The sequence below is a fragment of the Sphingobacterium sp. genome (assembly GCF_039596235.1).
Lineage (GTDB): Bacteria > Bacteroidota > Bacteroidia > Sphingobacteriales > Sphingobacteriaceae > Sphingobacterium.
Genome location: NZ_JBCNKE010000011.1, coordinates 40,441 through 59,063, shown reverse-complemented (window position 1 = coordinate 59,063; position 18,623 = coordinate 40,441). Strand labels below are relative to the sequence as shown.

At 36.4% G+C, this 18,623-nt stretch carries 16 protein-coding genes; 6 read left to right on the top strand and 10 right to left on the bottom strand.

What is annotated here, in order from left to right:
• Positions 1-982: 982 nt before the first annotated feature.
• Positions 983-1,852, top strand: a complete 870-nt coding sequence (locus ABDW32_RS20620) for a hypothetical protein (protein ID WP_343565723.1) — start codon at positions 983-985, stop codon at positions 1,850-1,852.
• A gap of 355 nt (positions 1,853-2,207) precedes the next feature.
• On the top strand, positions 2,208-2,954 hold the full coding sequence (locus ABDW32_RS20615; protein WP_343565722.1) for a hypothetical protein: 747 nt from the start codon (positions 2,208-2,210) through the stop codon (positions 2,952-2,954).
• 93 nt (positions 2,955-3,047) lie between these two features.
• On the opposite strand, the gene ABDW32_RS20610 is transcribed toward ABDW32_RS20615, so the two are convergent.
• From ABDW32_RS20610 to ABDW32_RS20600, 3 genes are all read right to left on the bottom strand, one after another.
• Positions 3,048-3,392 carry a TfoX/Sxy family protein gene (locus tag ABDW32_RS20610; RefSeq protein ID WP_343565721.1) on the bottom strand — a complete coding sequence of 115 codons (345 nt, stop codon included), beginning with the start codon at positions 3,390-3,392 and terminating at the stop codon, positions 3,048-3,050.
• A gap of 151 nt (positions 3,393-3,543) precedes the next feature.
• On the bottom strand, positions 3,544-6,405 hold the full coding sequence (locus ABDW32_RS20605) for a response regulator (RefSeq protein ID WP_343565720.1): 2,862 nt from the start codon (positions 6,403-6,405) through the stop codon (positions 3,544-3,546).
• A 340-nt stretch (positions 6,406-6,745) separates the two neighbouring features.
• Complete coding sequence (locus ABDW32_RS20600) at positions 6,746-7,738, bottom strand: phosphotransferase (RefSeq protein WP_343565719.1); 993 nt, start codon at positions 7,736-7,738, stop codon at positions 6,746-6,748.
• A 599-nt stretch (positions 7,739-8,337) separates the two neighbouring features.
• Between ABDW32_RS20600 and ABDW32_RS20595 the strand changes: the two genes are divergently transcribed.
• A complete protein-coding gene (locus tag ABDW32_RS20595) occupies positions 8,338-8,925 on the top strand; it encodes a hypothetical protein (protein ID WP_343565718.1) in 588 nt (195 codons plus the stop codon).
• A 106-nt stretch (positions 8,926-9,031) separates the two neighbouring features.
• Here ABDW32_RS20595 and ABDW32_RS20590 read toward each other — a convergent pair whose 3' ends face one another.
• The 4 genes from ABDW32_RS20590 to ABDW32_RS20575 all read right to left on the bottom strand — a co-directional run bounded on the left by ABDW32_RS20590 (position 9,032) and on the right by ABDW32_RS20575 (position 14,093).
• Positions 9,032-10,264 (bottom strand): transglutaminase-like domain-containing protein, encoded by a 1,233-nt coding sequence (locus ABDW32_RS20590; RefSeq protein ID WP_343565717.1) that lies wholly within the window; start codon positions 10,262-10,264, stop codon positions 9,032-9,034.
• 598 nt (positions 10,265-10,862) lie between these two features.
• Positions 10,863-11,372, bottom strand: coding sequence for a ClbS/DfsB family four-helix bundle protein (locus ABDW32_RS20585; protein WP_343565715.1), 510 nt, complete (start codon positions 11,370-11,372; stop codon positions 10,863-10,865).
• A gap of 367 nt (positions 11,373-11,739) precedes the next feature.
• Positions 11,740-12,792 carry a ribosome small subunit-dependent GTPase A gene (rsgA, locus tag ABDW32_RS20580; RefSeq protein ID WP_343565714.1) on the bottom strand — a complete coding sequence of 351 codons (1,053 nt, stop codon included), beginning with the start codon at positions 12,790-12,792 and terminating at the stop codon, positions 11,740-11,742.
• A 326-nt stretch (positions 12,793-13,118) separates the two neighbouring features.
• Positions 13,119-14,093 (bottom strand): AraC family transcriptional regulator, encoded by a 975-nt coding sequence (locus ABDW32_RS20575; protein WP_343565713.1) that lies wholly within the window; start codon positions 14,091-14,093, stop codon positions 13,119-13,121.
• A 112-nt stretch (positions 14,094-14,205) separates the two neighbouring features.
• Here ABDW32_RS20575 and ABDW32_RS20570 point away from each other — a divergent pair, with 112 nt between their 5' ends.
• On the top strand, positions 14,206-14,703 hold the full coding sequence (locus ABDW32_RS20570) for a transposase (RefSeq protein ID WP_343565712.1): 498 nt from the start codon (positions 14,206-14,208) through the stop codon (positions 14,701-14,703).
• Complete coding sequence (locus ABDW32_RS20565) at positions 14,696-15,880, top strand: NAD(P)/FAD-dependent oxidoreductase (RefSeq protein ID WP_343565711.1); 1,185 nt, start codon at positions 14,696-14,698, stop codon at positions 15,878-15,880. The genes ABDW32_RS20570 and ABDW32_RS20565 overlap by 8 nt, the downstream gene beginning before the upstream one ends.
• Positions 15,881-16,113: 233 nt before the next feature.
• Here the strand turns inward: ABDW32_RS20565 and ABDW32_RS20560 are convergent, their stop codons facing one another.
• A complete protein-coding gene (locus ABDW32_RS20560; RefSeq protein ID WP_343565710.1) occupies positions 16,114-16,575 on the bottom strand; it encodes a hypothetical protein in 462 nt (153 codons plus the stop codon).
• Positions 16,576-16,652: 77 nt separating this feature from the next.
• Here ABDW32_RS20560 and ABDW32_RS20555 point away from each other — a divergent pair, with 77 nt between their 5' ends.
• Positions 16,653-17,648, top strand: coding sequence for an Rpn family recombination-promoting nuclease/putative transposase (locus ABDW32_RS20555; protein ID WP_343565709.1), 996 nt, complete (start codon positions 16,653-16,655; stop codon positions 17,646-17,648).
• Positions 17,649-17,884: 236 nt separating this feature from the next.
• On the opposite strand, the gene ABDW32_RS20550 is transcribed toward ABDW32_RS20555, so the two are convergent.
• On the bottom strand, positions 17,885-18,010 hold the full coding sequence (locus tag ABDW32_RS20550; protein WP_343565708.1) for a hypothetical protein: 126 nt from the start codon (positions 18,008-18,010) through the stop codon (positions 17,885-17,887).
• A gap of 171 nt (positions 18,011-18,181) precedes the next feature.
• Positions 18,182-18,520 (bottom strand): helix-turn-helix domain-containing protein, encoded by a 339-nt coding sequence (locus ABDW32_RS20545; protein WP_343565707.1) that lies wholly within the window; start codon positions 18,518-18,520, stop codon positions 18,182-18,184.
• Positions 18,521-18,623 lie beyond the last annotated feature (103 nt).

Genomic DNA, 18,623 nt, shown 5'->3' with positions numbered 1-18,623 from the left:
TAAATCCTCCGTTGGATTTGATTGGTCAAAGAATTTTTTTAGCAATCTGTTTGGGGAAAGAGCGTTAAACGGAGCCGAAAATACCTCTAAATATTGGGCGTTTACCGCTATGTTTTTCTATTCCTTTAGCTGTGCTCTATTTTTTGTCCGTATATCAAGAAAAATTCCTAACAGGACAGCCTCTAATTTTATAAAGTATGCCGGGGTACTTACGATGCCCTTTACATTTTTTATCATTACACCGTTCCATGATTTGATGTTGGCTATTTCGAGTAATCTGTTTTATTCATGTGTGGTATGCATTACCGTCTATGTGCTCAGATCAAAACTCCACTTTTTCAAATACTATTGCATGTTCTGTTTGTTTGTATTCTATTTTGCAACCTATTTGTATATTACAGGACAATGGGATTTGCTATCCTTAATGCAGAAAATAAATAACGGCAGTACCATTATATTAATTATAGGGCTCGAATATTTTACGAATCAAAGTGATTTTTCCAAAAGGGGGGTCCAATGAAGAAATTATATTTGATTATATTAGCCTTTTCGACATTCCTTTTTGTCATTCTATTATTCAGTCGTTTTATGATTGCTACTGTCCCAATTATTGGTCTTGGTTTCTTTACTAACATTTCCCTTATTGTGCTTACTTTTGGTGACCAAAACTGCCTTTTACACTATTGTTTGCGTATGGCTTTGTGTCTTCATTTCTACATTGCTGGGTGTAAGCATCAACCATAAGAAACTGGCCGATCTCAACGAATAAAATACACATCTAGCGAATTAGAATTTCAGGAAGTACTGATGATTCAATCTCAATGTTCTTTTTTAGCGGAAAACAAATGTTAGAGTAGATTTTGCATAACCGTCAGAAAGGTCAATTTACCGACTAATTCTTCTTATTCACCGAAAACTCTTGGTGAGAATATTATCAAATCGATATAATGCATCTATAATTTATACCTAACTATATTTCAATATGGAAAAATTAATTGCAACAGTGTTTTTGATTGGATCTTCAATTGCAATAACTAATGCTCAGACTATGGAAAATACTATGGATTTGGAAAAATTGATTATGAAAGCATATCATACAGACCAAGAAAATAGGACCATTGTAGAGAGGCTTCTTCTAGATAAATCAACTCCGCAAGATAGCTTGAAGAAATATGCGGTACAATTGAAAAAAAGTGATATGGTGAATCAGAAAGTTGTGTTACCTATTCTAGATAAATATATCGCGAGGGAAGTTAAATTATCTGATTCTTCGCTGAATGCCGCATACTATATTGTTCAACATGCAAGCAAAGAGGATCAAGAGAAATATTCGAATTTTGTTGGAAAATTATTTAAAAAACAGGTGATCGATAAAAATGAGTATACTCGATTCGTCGATAGAGTACTTATAAAGAATTGTAAGGCTCAGGTCTATTTAAAGCAAGCTTACATGGATGCAGATGTTAAAGACATTTATCCCTTTCCACTAAGGGCAAATGCGAAAGAGATTGCAAAAAATAATAACCTTTTGGAAGAATTGGAAAAAGAAATTGACATTAAAACCAAAAGCTTTCCTGCGGAATATGCTCCTGTATTTGTTGTTGATGATGAATTTGTGGTGTTTGGTCATATCAAGAAAAAAGAAGAGCAAAGAAATGTACCAGTCAGCGATGTAGAAATTTCTTATGGAGGCAAGGTATTGGCTAAAAGTAACAAAAATGGCTTTTACAGTTTCAAAATTATTAAATCAGCCGCGGCAAGTGATATTTTATTTACGAAGGGATCTATTTATACGAATAAGAATCTGGATAGTACGGATAAAGACTGGCAGATGGTAGATGTTCTTTTTTAAATCCGGCTTCACATCTTTCATTCATTTAAAAATGAATTATTTTTATGCTGATTGCCAGAGACAGTAGGGAAGACGGTCTTAGCCTAAGATAAAAATAGTGTAATTGGAAAGCACTGCGACTAATAGGGTATTGGCAGAATGTCTTTCTCATCCTGCTTGATTTGGCGATTACGAGGAACTTCAAGCATAAATAGGCCTGAAACCATTGCCCTTAATACAATCCCGTGGCACTGAAATCCCGCAGATAGCAGCTAAATTTATTTAATTCTGTATTAATTAGTTAATTAATACAGGATTGATGCAAGCAGAAATTTTCTTTAATTTGCCGTTTTATAATTTCTAATTTCTTCAATTTATGCTTTTCATTTATACGCGTTACGAATACGTTCTAGGAAGTAAAGATATCACTGCAACATTAAAAAATGAGACTAAACCGCAGAATTTTAATCTTCATATCATTACACCCGCGACTAAATTTTTAGGATTTCCTGTTGGAGGCGGTTTAGTTAAAATGTCTAGGCTGGTGAATCAACAAGGACAGGTCATCCATGCTAGAAACTATTCACCCGAAATAAAAGAGGAGGTAAAAAAATTTAAGAAGACTCTCACAATTCCATATTTCAAACTATGGAAGGGATATTTGTTTATTGCCTCAATAGCGATTGTTGGATCTATTATTTATGGTATTAAACTCAAATCAGATGGCAAAAAATACCGTAACGAAAAGGAAAATCTTGCTAAATCAGCACAACAATTGCAAGCAGGCCAGCTCTACGGCGCTAATTTCTTTACTGATGCAGAGGGAAATAACATCCAAGGATTACCAGCAGGCTGGGTTAAAATCGTAAAGATAGAAGGCGATACCGTATTTGTGCAACGTTCTAAAAAGACATCAGATCGCGCTATGTTTGAAATGAAAGACCTAGAATCGATCAAACCAACATCAGACGCAGATTGGAATGATCACATTGAAAAAATGAATTATCCATTATTTAAAGAAGCTATCCAGAATAAAAATTTATCGGGTATAGATTTGTCGTATATTGGTAAAGACCACGATAAGTATCCTGGGGTTATTATGTCCTTTAAAGGCGTTGAATAATAGCTAAAAAAATAATAAAAGAATGAATAGGGAAGGAAGGTTGTCAGCGGCCTTTCCTCTCTATTTGATTTTATTCAATTTAATGCTATTTTCTCATTTCTTCTTCGCAGCTTTTGCAATGGCGTTATAATCAAGACAGATTTTTATCCAATATTCAAAATCATCAGGTTTTTGAAAACCGATAGGTTCCACATAACAATATCCTTTTAATTGCTTTCCTTTCATAATCATCGGTAAGAAACCTTTTCGTTCCGCGACTTCATTTTCCAGTTCGGCATTATAGCGACACATCAGATTGTTATGGCTAATACTGATACACATTTTTCCATTCACAAGAAAAGATAATCCGCTAAACATCTTCTTTTCTTCGACTTCGATATTTTCTTCCATTGAAAGTCTTTCACGGACTCGATTGACAAGTTCATCGTTATAAGCCATCACTTTAGTTTATCTGCTATTTAAAATTACTTAAAAACTTGATCATCATCAGATTATTCTTAATTATAATTTCTGTACTTTTCGTGCTATCATGGTCGTTGACCTGCGGTTGTATTACTAGAAGAATTCGAGCGCTATCTTTTCAGAAGTATTAAACACTAATATATTTTTTGAGTACTTCAAGAAGGTCTGCGCGCCGTATAGGTTTGGGAAGAAAGTCATTCATTCCTGATTCAAGGCATTTTTCTTTTTCACCCAGCACATTTCCTGCTGTAACGCCTATGATAGGTATATGTTGATATGCTGGTAACATTCTAATATTTCGTGTTGCCTCGATACCACTCATTATCGGCATCTGTACATCCATAATAATAAGGGAAAACTGTTTTTTACCACATTCTTCCAAAGCCTGTAAACCATTTGCAGCTTCTGTTAGATGTACATTGGGTGCGAGAGACTTCATGATCCTATTATTTAGCACCATATTCACTGGATTATCATCAACCAAAAGCACCTCCAATTCAGGGGCAAATAAATCCGAATCTTTTGCAGACTGATCCTGAATAATTTCTACTGTACTGCTTTGGTCTACCTTTTTAAGTGTTTTGTACAGGTCATGTGATTTTATAGGTTTCAACAGTAAATGCGTATTTTCTATTTTCCTAACTGAAGCAAAAATATCCAGTTCTTCCGAAGAAGATGAAAGTATGATAAATGGAGCAATCTCATTTCGCTGACTTAACAAGCCTGTAATTTTAGCTATTGTTTCCAAACCAGACATTATAGGCATATGATAATCCATTAGGATCACATCGAACCGTCCACCTTTTAGCATAATATCTAGCGCTTCCATACCATTAGAAGCCAAGGTAGATTTGATGTTTTTATAGGTAAGCATGTGTTCAAGTATGATCCTGTTAGTTTCATTATCATCCACCACTAAGGCCGTCTTAATAGACATTTCATCCTCTTCTCTCAGTTCGGCAATTTCGTAGGGCACCTCGATATCAAAGAAAAATACGGAACCTTTTTCCGTTTGGCTGGTCAGCGACAATTGACTTCCCATATACCCCAATATATTGTTCGAGATGGTCAGCCCGAGACCAGTACCGCCATATCGTTTACTGATGGAACTATTTTCCTGGGTAAAGGCATCAAAAATATATTTCTGTTTCTCAACAGGAATTCCGATTCCTGTATCTCTTACTGAGAAGCGCAAAGCAATAGAATTATCATCCATGCGCAATTTCTCTACTTTTAGCTCGATCTCTCCCTGTTCAGTAAATTTTACAGCATTCCCCAGGAGATTGATCAAAATCTGTTTTAACCTTGCTTCGTCAATGAAAAGTATTTTTGGGAGCCCCTGCTCAACGTTGAGTAGGAGTTCTATATTTTTTTTCTGGGATTGATAAAGGATAACATTAATGACTTGGCTTAACATATCATATATATCACTTTTTTCAATCAGCAGTTCCATTTTTCCCGACTCTATTTTAGAGAAGTCCAGTATATCATTGATGATGCTAAGCAGATTTTCCCCTGATTCATTGATGTAATTCAGATATTGTATCTGTGTTTCATTCAGCGGTGTCCTGAGTAGGAGGTCAGAAAAACCGATAACCCCGTTCAAGGGAGTACGGATCTCATGGCTCATATTGGCCAGAAATTCGGATTTTGCCTTGCTTGCTATATCCGCAGTCTCTTTCGCATTTTTCAGTTCTTCGTTTATTTTTACGGCATTTGTAATATTCTGAATGGAAATAATTATACCGCCAACTTCATCTTTTGTGAGATACCAAGGCCCCACCTTAAGGTCGTAATGCTGGATTTCTTCTTTTCCTTCTACATTAAGCGTAAAATCTCCGTCGATGTAAGTTTTTCCCAAAAGCGCATTCCTATAAATCTCTTCTGTTTCTTTGGGAATATTGGGAGATATTGCAAATAGATTATTGCCGATAAGATCTACATTATGCATACCAAATTCATCTTTCCATTTACTACTTACAGCAACATAGTTAAGGGCTTTGTCAAACATGGCTAAAGGAATGGGAACATCCTTCGCAAAGGACTGCATCATAGCTTCCTTTTGTGTAACTTCCAGAAACATCTTTTTGAAGGCGTCAATGTCCTGAATAATTCCAAAAACCCTGATGCAAATTTCATCTTTAAATTCGGGAATTCCCTTTATTCTGACCCAGATCGTGACGCCATCATTACGCAGCAGCTGAAGTTCTTCATCAAAAGATATTCCTTGTTGTATTGCGTTGTTAATGAGATATTTTATTCGCTCCCCGTTTTTTCCTTCATAAAATTCAAGGGCATTTTCAAAAGTTGGCTGGAAATTATTGTTAACCTTGTGAATTTCTCTTGTACTTTGAGACCAGAATACCTTTCCGGTCTTTATATTTGCCTCCCAGCCTCCTACCTGGGCAACAGCGTTTGTCTCTTCGAGCATTTCCTTCGTGTAAGACAGATCTTTTTCTAACTTATCCCGGCGAATAAGGTCGGATTTTAGTCGTATATAAACGAATACAGAAGCGCCAATGGCGGCGACGGCCGAAAAGATGATGAATAAAACGGTCCGTTTAGAAGATTTATTTAAATTCTCATTTTTTATATCAAGTTGAGCCTCCTCGTGTTTTACAAATTCCTGAACGAGCATTCGACATTGATCCATGGCGCTCTTGTTATGTGCCAGTTCTTCCGGGCTCATTAATATTCCCTTTTTACGATTCTCAACGAACAAGTCATATCCTTTCATCATGATGCCTGAAGTATGCAGCAGTTCACTAAGAATATTAATCTGGTGTTTATCTTTAAGGCTAAGCCGGTCTCTATTAGCAACAAGCAGTGGGTATTCATTCCTGCTTTTATTTAAAGGTTCAAGAAAATTTTCGCGGCCGGTCAGCTGATAGCCACGATTTCCTGTTTCAGCATCCAACAAGGAGTATAAGATATTTTTTATTAGACTGATGGATTCCCTGCTTTTTAATAAGCTTTCCCTGTTTTCCATCTGTTTATGTATGCTGATATAAGATGCTATGGAACTCGCAATCAGCATTATCAAGAAAAGCACTAGGCCTATCTGGAGATTTCTTATAATTTTTTTCGGCATTGGATGCTAGTTTAATATTAAGATACTAAAAAAGTAGAATTGTAACCCTGGCAAATCAGCAATATTTCATCGGGTTTAACAATCATTTTTCTTCAATGATCCGTCATGTTTCTACAGTGATGGATGAAACCACTCGGTATCATTTATCTGAATTCTATATGCAGTAATGAGGCTATTTAATCGTTATCCATGGATTATTGTAATAAAGTTCAACTCTAAAACTAAGGTTCTTGAATAGCTATTCTATTTCAATTTTATGATGGGAGATCCATCTTTTCAGGTTTCCGACCATTCTTTTCAAATGGTCCTCATTCAGGAAAATATTGGTCCAGTAATCGAATCTATCACATTGTACGCTGATGTAATAGATCATAATCGCTAAACAGGCAAAATCCAGGCATTTTTTTTCTTCGGTACTTATTGTGGTTACCGTTTCATAACCCCGTAAGAAACTAGCTGCTTTTTGTTGATATTCCTGTTCATTCATATGAGTTGCCAGCAACTGAAATAGGAAATATGAAATGTCAAAACACAAATAACCATTGCCGCAGAAATCGAAATCAAAAAATGTTATCCCTTCTTCCTTGTCAATGTGCATATTGTCGAACCAGATGTCAAGATGGACACTTCCGAACCTCATTCTGTCTCTGTCGAGACTATTCATTTTTAGTGTTAGAAAAGAAGAAAGATTTTCTAGGAACTCAATTTCGTCCGTATTTTTACTGTAAAATCTTTTTATCCGCAGAACTGGATCTTTCAGCATATTCTGTGTATTGTATGAGATCCTTTTGAGCTCAAAGTTTTCAGTTCCACAATGCACTTTTGCCAGCGCTTGCCCAATAAGGAAACTTGTTTCCTCCGAGAACTTTGCTGTCTTTTTGCCTTTTGCAAACGAAAATAAAACGCCAAATCTTTTTCCTTCTGGTGCTTCAATTTCCTGAATATATGTATCAGATAAGTCTGCAATGGGAAAAGCAACTTGGCCACCGTATTCCTTGAGATGTGTTAGTAGTCGTAGCTCTTCTTCAATTTCCAGTTTTGTCCTCCACTTATGTGTATAAACCCTAAATACATAAAGTTTTTCCCGATCCCGTACTGCGTATAAATGGTTCATTGCAAGCCTGATTATGGTACATTCTGACATGTTACTCAGCCCGTATTGTGCCTGAATAAGTTTGGAAAGTCCATTTGGTGAAAGTGTACTGTTTATTGCCGGAAATTGATTGGTCATGTTTTTTTGATCTGTCGGTTCATAAAATAAGCTCTTGTTATATCACCGAGCGCCAAATATAGGTTAATTTCTAAACAAGAGTAAATAATAATGGAAAAAGGCGAAATGAGCACCAAGAATGACTGTGTTCTGTGGTTTTAAATCGTTTTTAAGTTGGAAAAGCCGATGGAATAGATGAGATTATCAGAATAAAAAAGCGAACGATATGATATCTTCTTTTCATTTCTTAAATAGGTCTCTCACAAATAGAATTATTTAGAACTATTATTCTGCTTATGCTTTTTCAATGCTGCAAATTTTTGTAAGTTGGTATAACAGAAAAATAGTATCGTATGATTTTCTTTTTCGACGTAGATGGTGTCATGATCCATGTTGATCCACATAAATGGGTAGGGTAGGCTGCCGATGCCTTGTATGTATTTAGCAATTTCAACATATAAAATAACAGAATATTTGCAATTGTTCAGTGTATTTGAAGAAAATACCTGGACTGGAATACAGGATCAAAAAGTGGGAATTCGTTTGGATTTATTGTTAAAAGTTCTTTATATTAACGACAAGCCGGCTATTAGTGTCGGTATTGAAAACCGTCAATAAAAATGTTCAAGAAACTATTTCAAAAAAAGAAAACACCTGCCGAACAATACTTAAATCATTTAAATAGGATATTTAAGAAAACTCCACTTTTGTTTAAAGAAGATAGTTTAGATGAAGGTCTTCCGGGTGTTACAACGATTGTATATGAGGATATACCCAAAAAGGGCATGATTACGTCATTTACATATGGTCTTTCCTTAGGACATCATCCCGATTGGCGAAATGGAAAGCCTGAACTTACGTTAACAGTAAGATCAGGTGATTTTGCCTGGGGAAGAATATCGGGTTACTTAGCAAACTCGTTACGAAATAAATGTCCTTTTTCCTATGGAAATCCTATCGATTTTGGGGACAAGATTGCTAAGGATTCCGAAATGGATGGATTTTTAGTATTTGCTCCCTCCATTTTTAGCGACAAAAGAAACTATGAAAATATTAATATTGGTGCAGGATATAATATTTATATCAAAGGTATTTACCCTATATATTCGGCGGAGATTGATGTTATCTCCAAACTTGGATTAGAAAAATTTTGGAAACATCCAAAATTTGACCTTTATAATGTTCATAGAGAGCGAATTTCTGGATAAAGTAAATGAATTATTTGCCTTAAAACCGAAGTTTAAAAATCCTATACGTAAACTCTAACTTTAACAGGTTAAGTAGAGGGGCAGGTTACGCCTGCTAATACTATCTTTATGGTGTTATATTTGTTTCAGGGGATCTCCAGAAGTAGGCAGGGTCATGCGTAATAACATTGTTTTTTAAGTATTTATTACTGTCTTTGTCAAATCCGCTCGGAATTAAATAAATGTACTTTAAATCAGTTTCGGCAGGCCTATATCTACTCTCGGTGTTAAACTGGCTTTTACTCGTGCACTGAATCCAATATAAATTTTTCGCCATATAATAATCCAGGTACCAAAGTTTAGTTACTTTGGACTCGGCGTTTAATTTGAGTGATTGATTATTTTTTAAACGCTCCCTGACTTCTTCAATACTCAGTAAATTGTTACTGTCATCCATTACAAATGTACCATGGGAGGGATCCATCCACAACCATTTTTTTAAGGTTTCAGCATATACGCTATTGATCACATGACAGTCAGTGTCTTTATCGTCTTTTGGCATGCAAGTAACATAGCGCGACTTAAACCCCATTGCAAGATACATTTCATTTAAAGTCATCGCCTTATGCCGACAGTTGATACCTTTCCCTGTAGCCTTATGATAGTTATAAAAATCAATTGCGTCAAATTCACAAAGCGCCCAATTGCTACCGTCATATTTGATATTATTTGCAACAAAAAACATGATATTACGGATTTTAGAAATTTCGTCGCCATCGCCAGCAATTGAGTCCAGTTTGAAGAAATTTTTGACCGATACTAAATTATGATTGCTTGCCGTCTGATAGGTAAATACAGGCAAAGCGGCGTTACTTTCCGAAGCATATGCTCCTGACTGCTGTAATAAGGCCAATTTATCATATTGCTTCAGTTGACTGAAAGCTTTTACAAATTTACTTTCTTTACGGATATTATCTAAATCAGTATCATTTAAAGCATTACGATAGTCTGTATATCCCCACAAAATTGCCTTTTCAAAACTTGTGATAGCCTGTTTTTTTTGATTAAGCAATGCTTGCAAGCAAGCAAGGTTGTAATATCTATTCGCGTTAATTTCTTTGATAGTTGTTTGGAATTCCTGTTTTTCATTTCCGGACAACCGTAAGCTATCCATTTTTGATAAAATGGTATTTAATGCTGTAGTGACATTTTGATAATCCTTTGCCGGATAATAGGTATTATAATCTTGTTCTAATTTCTTAAAGTCTGATAGGAACTTGTTCCATGTCGTCGAGTTTGTTTGTGCAAATGCACTGCCTGCCAAAAATATGAACAGAAGAAGGTTAAATAATGGTTTCATTGGAGGTTTTTAGCTAAACACTGTTTTATTCATAATTAATGCTGAACAAGGTGTTTGCCAAAACGCTATAGCGCTGAAAATAAAAACGTTGAACTAACGGTACTGTTCAATTTCGGACAATTGCTAGCTAAAAACGAACACTTCAAAGGCATCAGTTCTTCCAGGCACAGCCTTTTGTTGAGCATATCGGCGGCGAACAAAGTTATCTAGTTTTCGATTAGCTTTGGCAGGGGCACTTTAGAGCAAGGCATATGTAGCTGATGTTTTGGGACAATTGCTTTTCATAACCGTTTACCATATTGTAAGACAATTATAATATGAAACATTTATTACTGTTGAATCTCTCTTTGTTTGAGATCATTGCCTCTTTGGTATTTATTGTCATTATTTACCTTCTTTTCCTGAAATTTTTTGGAAAAAAAATTAATTAACTTGTTATTGGATAGGGGCTGCAATAGTCCCTTTCAATATTCACTTAGTTTTCCTTCTTATGCTCAAAAACCTAAGTCTTCCGTTAAAAAACAGAATGTTGGTGACAGTAAGAAAATCCAAGAAGTGGCAGATATAGATTGTAGTAGAAAGGGGTACAGTCCAACTATCAAACGTTATGTTCTTTTTTCCACTTACGAATTCTCCTTCTTGCATTGGTATAAGGCGAAGACGTGTTAAACTGAATCATTCTTCCTAAAGTCCATTTCTCATACCAGGAAATCCCATATAATTCAGTATTGGATTTTTGTTCAATTAGATTAAGGATTTCAGCAACCGTTTTATCTAATTTATTACACAACGTATTGAAGTCAATGCCTTCATAATCTCTGTAAAACTTCTGAGCCAGCTTGCCAAGTTCATTCCATTTATAACCTGTTTCGGGAAAATCTACTGGCTCGTTGTTCTCTTTTTTCCGATTCCATTCGAGCACCAGTTCTCCCCATCCAATCAAATAAGAAACGAGGTTATTGATACTCATTGTCGTGTCTTTTGCATGTCCTTCTAAGTCTGTGGTAGAACTTAATGCAACAGGAATGGTCGATAATTCATTTTTCAGCTTATTGTAATTTGTTTCAATAGCTTTTTGTAATTCTTCTTTGTTAACTGGTACAGCCATAATTGGATGAAATAGATTTTTACCAAATTTACAAAAGCTATAAAAGAGTTCACTTAAAATAAGAAATGACTTGCTTTACCTTATCTGTTTTTTAGCTGAGGTTAACAACTGCCCAGAAATTGGTGGAATGATTTTATGTGATATTCTCTATCATAGACTTTCACTTTAAAAACTTCTTGGACATCTTCCCAAAACTCCGCTATTCCTATCTGGTACAATTTCATTCTTGATGCCGTACTACCTTTGGCCATCACTATTACATGAGGATCCGAAGTAAAATCCCATCTTTTTGTTCAGCATCATGATAGATAGACTGCATTATACAGGTGTTCAACTATTAAGCGGAACACCTGCATTGCATAAATGGTTAACGTTTTTTCATTCTCTTCACCTCTTCTAAAATTCTGGCGAAAGATTTATCCCTTTTGCGTTTTTCATGTTCCGAAGTAGAAAAATACCAGGATTCTTTCCGCAGCTTGAGGTAACTATTGTATACCTCAGGTTCTAAAAGGCCATTGTTTACAGCTTCTACGACAGCACAGCCAGGTTCATTAACATGTTGGCAATTTTCAAAACGACAGGATTCTGCAAAATCAGCAAGCTCGAATATCTCTGATAATGTTTCAGAATTGTCTGAGGCTAAACCAAATTCTCTAACACCGGGCGTATCTATTAAAACACCACCATCCTTCATCAATATCATTTCTCTTCGGGTCGAGGTATGTCTTCCTTTACCTGACGATTTGCTTATCTCAGCGGTGGAAAATATAGTCAGTTCGCACAGTGCATTGATCAAAGAACTTTTTCCGACTCCAGATGACCCAACAAATACTATCGATTCTCCCTGTTTGATAAATTTTCGCACGGGAAGTATCGAATCAGGAGAAAGAATGCTGGTGAAAAGTATTGGCATTTGCCGTGCTATATGTTTCAGCGATTCCTCTACTTTATGGCGATTGAACGCCAAATCCGATTTAGTGAGGATCAGTATTGGATGAATGTTTTCTTCCACAATTTGAACCATAAATCGTTCCATTCGGCGAACGTTGAAATTGGCATCAAGGCTTTGTACAATAAATGCCTTGTCAACATGGGATGCTATAGCTTGCCTGTCAGTCTGCGTACCACTCTTCCTTCGGTATAGTGTATGCATGCGTGGTAAAACATCAACGATTATTCCTTTGGTATCTTCAAAAGGTTGAAAAATAACCCAGTCACCGGTACACGGAAGTTCAAACGATGACCGGCCATAAAGCATGTTACCTGCCAGTTCGCACAACAGCCGACCATTCTCAGCAACGACCTCGTAATTGGTTTTGTTTACCGCTGCAACACGGCCATGAAAAAGATGATTATATTGTGAAGCTTGTTTGAGTTGGAACAGCGTGTCGTTCCAACCATATAATGATAAGTTATTCACTTCTTAATAATTTAAAATGACGAAATAAAATTGCTTAATTCTCTGTCATCCGAATGGATTGTTCCATATCAATCGCCTTTGGTAATACTTAAACTACCAAACCGATGATTTAGAAACAAGACACCCGGAATTAGGCAATTATTCCAATCGTCAAACTATAATATGTGAATAGCTGTCTTTGCATAAGATACAAAGATATAAAAAATCTAATTCAATATGTTAATCGCTTATTTTAACAGCAAGTTACTCAGGATTTCCCTAAAAAATAGAATAGGTGAACTACGGAAGCGACTATGTACTGTTTGCCTTTTTGGAGTTACCAAACTTTAACTTCTGACTTTACTTGGCGCCATGCCGAACTTTTTCTTGAACGCCTTGCTGAAGTGCTGTAGGGAACAGTATCCCAATTCAAACGCTATTTCAGTGGCTTGCTTGTTGCCCTCCAATAGATCCTTTTTTGCCAGATCCAAACGTAGGTCAGCTAAATAGGAAAAAGCCGTTTGTTTAAATATTTCCTTAAACCCTCTTTTTAGTTTATATTCATTCATGCCGGCTATTCTCGCCAGTTCTATCAGCGTTGGGGGTGATCCGATATTTTTAACCAGATAATCACGGGCATATATAATCCGTTCTTTATCATAATCATGTTTTATAAATCTTGTTGTTGAATCTTGCAGGTTATTTAAAGACTCTGCTTGCAAAACAAGCAGCTCAATGGTTTTCGAAAGAAGAAACAGCCGCTTTAATCCACCGGAATAACCACAACTCAAGATCGAGTGGATACAGGTTTGTATTGGCAGGTCAATATTTAGACTAGAATTTGAAAAAGCAACCGGTGTTCCCGAAACTATTTTATCAGCAAACCGCTTTAGGGATTCGTTTCCATCTTTTGATATTGTTAAAAAAGAATCTTTTTGAAATTGGATCATAAATGATTTCATCTGCAAACCATCAAATTTCATTTTACCTTTAGCCCTGGTACCATAGAATAAATTGTGCTGATTACCATTTAATTCAAAGGAATTGCTCATGCCGTCCTGTACTATAGAAGTTCTTCCTTGCAAATTAAAGTGCATGGTTACCAGCTCCGAATCTCCTTTCCAATCCAATTCGGTAGGTTTATCAAGATCAGTTTCGGAATATAAGATCTTAATACCGTCAAACAGCCATTGTTTAGCAGCTAGTTGTCCAAAAGGGATATTCGTTTTAAAGTTATTTTCTTTAAAACCATGATCACCAAGATCATTTTTATCAAAGGCTATTTTAAAATTCTTTTTATCATTTTTCAGTTCAAACCCCATTGCGCCTTAATTTACCAGTTTAACTCCTTTTTATGCAAGCGCATTTTTTGATAGCGCGGTACTTTTGTCACGTGAACTAATGTAGGAAGTAAATTTAAAAAAGTTTATGCAAATGGGAAATACATACCAATACCCGAAAGCTACTCGATGGCTATTTTATTCAATCTGTGCTTACTTTATTATGAATGGCGCCCAATTATGGGAAACTGCTATAATGGTCCCTGCCTGGACAGTAGCTCCTCCGTCTTCATTTATCTTTTTTCAAAAACCATACGGGCTGGACTTCAAAATGTTTTGGATAATAATTCATGGAGTTCATGAATTGGTATTGATCACAGCCTTGATTTTTAACTGGAGGATAAAGAGGCGTAGGAAATTGATGTTACCGGTTCTTGTTGCACATCTTGCAGTTCGGGTATGGACATTAACGTATTTTGCGCCACGTATCATGGAGTTTCAGCAATTGCCATATAGTGATACCCTGGATGTATACTTACAAGAAAAAGCGGCTCAATGGCGCAATTTAAATTATGTACGTGTGGCCATTTTTTTTGCCTTGAACTTATTACTGATATCCGGATTAAAAATAAAAGAGGAAAACAATGGATAAAAAAGTACTCGTTATCGGTGCCGGCGTAGCCGGACCCATACTCGCTTTGCAACTGAAAAAAATAGGTTTTGATGTTGAGATATTTGAAGCGAGATCAGAAGGCAATACCAAAGAGGGAGCCTTTTTGGGCCTTACACCCAATGGTTTGAATGTATTGAAAGAATTTATTGATTTAAAGCTGCTCACGAAAGATTATACCCCTGGATCAATGAAATTCTTCAATTCCAAAGGAAAGCAAATAGCAAAACTCGATACGGCCTATCAGAAACAACAATATGGTGTAGAAACAATCCAGATCAAAAGAGCAAACCTCACTAAATACGTTCGGTTAGCTGCTAAGGCGGCCGGGATAAAAATATGGTACGATAAAAAGTTTATCAGCTATCATGAGGATAATAAACAGATAACCGCAAATTTCGCGGATGGAACGATGGTTACTGGATATATTATGTTAGCTTGTGACGGAATGTTTTCCGAAGTTAGAAAACAATTATTCCCGAATACGTCTGCCCTTAAGTATACGAAGGTTATTTCTACGGGCGGTTATGCAAATGTTGCTGAACTTTCCGAACCGTTGGATTCCATACGGATGAACTTTGGTGAAAGGGGATTTTTTGCTTATTCAGTTTCAGATAAAGGTGAAGTTTGGTGGTTTAATAACTATTTTAGGGAGCAAGAACCAAAGCCAAAAGAAATAGAAAAGACATTAAATACCGAAATTCAGGCATATTTGGCAGATATTCATCAGCATGACGATCCTTTATTTTCCAAAATAATCAAAAATAGCCATCAAATTCTTGCATATCCTATTTATGACGTACCCAAGCTTTTGCATTGGTACAAAGGCCGGGTTTGTCTTATTGGGGATGCGGCACATGGTATCTCTCCACATATTGGGCAGGGAGCATCATTGGCATTGGAAGACACGGTTGTAATTGCTGAATTATTGAAATTACACAAAGACTATAGGCCTGCCTTTCAGTTTTTTCAACGCGAACGCCAGTCCAGAGTAGAGCGGGTAATAAAAAGTGCGAGGAAAGTGGGGAATACAAAAACAAAAACCAATCCAGTAACAGCGTGGTTTCGTGATCGTTTAATCGGTCTTTTTATTAAGAAACAAATTAAACAGCTAGACTGGATATATGGTTGGATCTTTCCACTTAAGAATAGGAACTAACATAAAATATCCGGTTGGAGTTTCGTAATGGGGTGCAATACTGCTATATGATCTTTCCATAGTCAATTTGATTTTAGGTTATATCAATTCAAATGGTCTACTTTCCAATGGCTAATATGCAATAAAAAATCGAATTTCAATATATATTATGTTCCCCAGTTCCCTCTCAAATATATGATGATTATTGATTAATTGCAGAATGCCATCGAGCAAAAACTGGATTGTGATTGACTTCATCGATTTTTCTTCCATTTTATTTCTCCACGCTGGATCATAGCAATATACTTTTTTATATGGTCATCGGTCAGTGCTGTATCATCTTCCAGGTGATATTTAAACTTCTTTGAAAATTGGTCATATTGAATTGAAGCCGCATAGGTTGTATTCACATACACATGCCAGATACTTGATTTTTTAGTGCTTATCCTAACGACATATCGTTTGCCGTTGTTGTAAAACAGCTCGGGTGAATCGTGGTCGTATCTCAGAATGAGTGCGTCGATACAGGCCTCCCGAACATCTTCCGGCATTACACCGTAAGCCAATTCCCAGATACCCTGCGACCTTCTGAAGACATAGGAGGATGTGCCATTTTTTCCATACAGATAATAATCACGTATACCCATCCCTTTATCCGCTATACTCATTTTCACGAACATGATACGATTACGACAGCGCACTTCTAACGGTTTCATAAATGCAAATTTACTAATTATATTAGTATTTTTCAACTAAATGTTCTATATTTGATTGATAACCAATTTATAAATTTATGGCCAGATCAAAAAAGCAGCTTGGTAAGTACGTCGATCCGCGTACAGATTTCGGTTGGAAATTTTACTTCGGTAGAGAGGAAAACAAGGTGTTACTAATTGAATTTCTCAATAGTCTGTTTCAGGGAGAGAAGATAATTTCGGACCTGAGATACAAGCCAGTTGAGTATGATGGCGATTTTGAAGAAATGCGTCGTGTTGTATTTGATTTGCATTGTATCGGCAGCGATGGCGAGGTTTTCATCATTGAGATGCAGCAGCTCTTCCAGGAGTTTTTTAAGGATCGCGCCGTGTATTATACTTCGCGTCTGATCAATAAGCAATTGGCGCGAGGTAAGAAGGGCAATGATTATTACTTACCAGAGGTGTACTTTATCGGTATTCTGGAGTTTAACATGGATGGACATGGAAATTCTGGAATATCCCGAGCCACAGAACATCCTTATTTTTATGATGTCGCGCTCTGTGACAAATTGACGAAAGAAATATTTTATGATAAATTGGGGTATAAGATGATTTCGCTTCCATTGTTCAATAAACAGCCAGAGGAACTAAAGACAGTTATGGATCAATGGTTGTACTTACTTAAACACTTGAGTACCATGGATAGATTGCCATCATTTTTGGATAAAAGAATATTTGGTCTTATCTTTGAAATAGGAGAGATAGGTAAATTAACGGAGGAGGAACTCATGTCATACGAAGCAAGTTTAAAACATAAGCGCGATGCGGAGAGCGTATTCAATTCGGCCATGAAATCCGGAGAAGCTTTAGGTCACGCTAAAGGTTTGGCGGAAGGTTTGGCAGAAGGTAAAGCTAAAGGTCTAGTGGAAGGTAAAGCTAAAGGTCTAGCGGAAGGTAAAGCTAAAGGTCTAGCAGAAGGGGCGCGCAAAAAAGCGCTTGAGACTGCCAAAGCATTTAAGGAAATGGGATTACCTATAGCTGATATCGCTAAGGGCACAGGACTCTCTATCGAAGACGTCGAAAAGCTCTAGCACCATCATTGAATAACAAACTTTTACTTTCTTAAAATTGGATGAGCTTGACTCAAAAGGTATAGGTATCTCGGGCACAACCAATTGCCGTAAAATCTTCAACATTTGAATTACATTGGACGGACGTTTATAATTAACGGAGGACGAGCAAGTGGAGGAAATAAGAGAATGTGCTAATGCTGGGATAATGATGGCAAAAAGTTGAACAACTTAGTGAACAAAGTGATTTCAGATGGTTAGGAGATTTTTATCTGTTTATACAATTTTTCTGCAATAGCTTTAGCGGCAACGACAGCACCTTCCATATATCCAGGAAGTTCAGTTGCAGTTTCTGTCGCCGCAAAAAAAAGTTTGTTATTCATATATCCGCTTTGAAGTAATGAATGACCATTATTTTGGTGAGAAACGTTTACCAAATTGCGTGTACCAACGGCGGTTATAGAGGATATAAAATATAATAAAGATCTAGAACATAAATTAAGTAAAAGATTCAGACTTGCTTTCTGAACCATTTTTAAACAAATAAAATGGTGCTAACTCTTATCCGCCACAATCATTCTCCGATGTTCTCTACCCCAAATAATCATTTCCGAGATAATATCTCCGAAAGTCCTGCAATATTCAGTAGGTTCATATTCAATTAAAACAGGAGTATCGGGATAAACAGTTCGTTTAACCAACTTATTTAATTCCATATCTTTCAGCTCTTTTGACAGCATCCTAGTGGTTATTCCGGGGATACTTCTTTCAATTTCACGAAAACGTCGGTTGCCGTTGCAAAGCGAATTGATGATAGGTATTCTCCACTTTCCTCCAATGAAATAAAGGGTGTCCTGCAAAGCCCTAAGTTCTTCTGTCTGATCTCTTTCCATAGTTGTAAAGTTAAATGATATAATGAATGATACTGGTATACTCGGTTATACTGGTAACAAAAGTATATCAATTCCCGCTAACTTTGAAAAAAAAATCAAAGAA

What these genes read in the sequence shown, in the direction of transcription:
- ABDW32_RS20620 (WP_343565723.1), top strand. Translation starts at nt 983, where the DNA reads ATGGAAAAATTAATTGCAACAGTGTTTTTGATTGGATCTTCAATTGCA.
- ABDW32_RS20615 (WP_343565722.1), top strand. Translation starts at nt 2,208, where the DNA reads ATGCTTTTCATTTATACGCGTTACGAATACGTTCTAGGAAGTAAAGAT.
- ABDW32_RS20610 (WP_343565721.1), bottom strand. Translation starts at nt 3,392, where the DNA reads ATGGCTTATAACGATGAACTTGTCAATCGAGTCCGTGAAAGACTTTCA.
- ABDW32_RS20605 (WP_343565720.1), bottom strand. Translation starts at nt 6,405, where the DNA reads ATGGAAAACAGGGAAAGCTTATTAAAAAGCAGGGAATCCATCAGTCTA.
- ABDW32_RS20600 (WP_343565719.1), bottom strand. Translation starts at nt 7,738, where the DNA reads ATGACCAATCAATTTCCGGCAATAAACAGTACACTTTCACCAAATGGA.
- ABDW32_RS20595 (WP_343565718.1), top strand. Translation starts at nt 8,338, where the DNA reads ATGTTCAAGAAACTATTTCAAAAAAAGAAAACACCTGCCGAACAATAC.
- ABDW32_RS20590 (WP_343565717.1), bottom strand. Translation starts at nt 10,264, where the DNA reads ATGAAACCATTATTTAACCTTCTTCTGTTCATATTTTTGGCAGGCAGT.
- ABDW32_RS20585 (WP_343565715.1), bottom strand. Translation starts at nt 11,372, where the DNA reads ATGGCTGTACCAGTTAACAAAGAAGAATTACAAAAAGCTATTGAAACA.
- ABDW32_RS20575 (WP_343565713.1), bottom strand. Translation starts at nt 14,093, where the DNA reads ATGGGGTTTGAACTGAAAAATGATAAAAAGAATTTTAAAATAGCCTTT.
- ABDW32_RS20570 (WP_343565712.1), top strand. Translation starts at nt 14,206, where the DNA reads ATGGGAAATACATACCAATACCCGAAAGCTACTCGATGGCTATTTTAT.
- ABDW32_RS20565 (WP_343565711.1), top strand. Translation starts at nt 14,696, where the DNA reads ATGGATAAAAAAGTACTCGTTATCGGTGCCGGCGTAGCCGGACCCATA.
- ABDW32_RS20560 (WP_343565710.1), bottom strand. Translation starts at nt 16,575, where the DNA reads ATGAAACCGTTAGAAGTGCGCTGTCGTAATCGTATCATGTTCGTGAAA.
- ABDW32_RS20555 (WP_343565709.1), top strand. Translation starts at nt 16,653, where the DNA reads ATGGCCAGATCAAAAAAGCAGCTTGGTAAGTACGTCGATCCGCGTACA.
- ABDW32_RS20550 (WP_343565708.1), bottom strand. Translation starts at nt 18,010, where the DNA reads ATGAATAACAAACTTTTTTTTGCGGCGACAGAAACTGCAACTGAACTT.
- ABDW32_RS20545 (WP_343565707.1), bottom strand. Translation starts at nt 18,520, where the DNA reads ATGGAAAGAGATCAGACAGAAGAACTTAGGGCTTTGCAGGACACCCTT.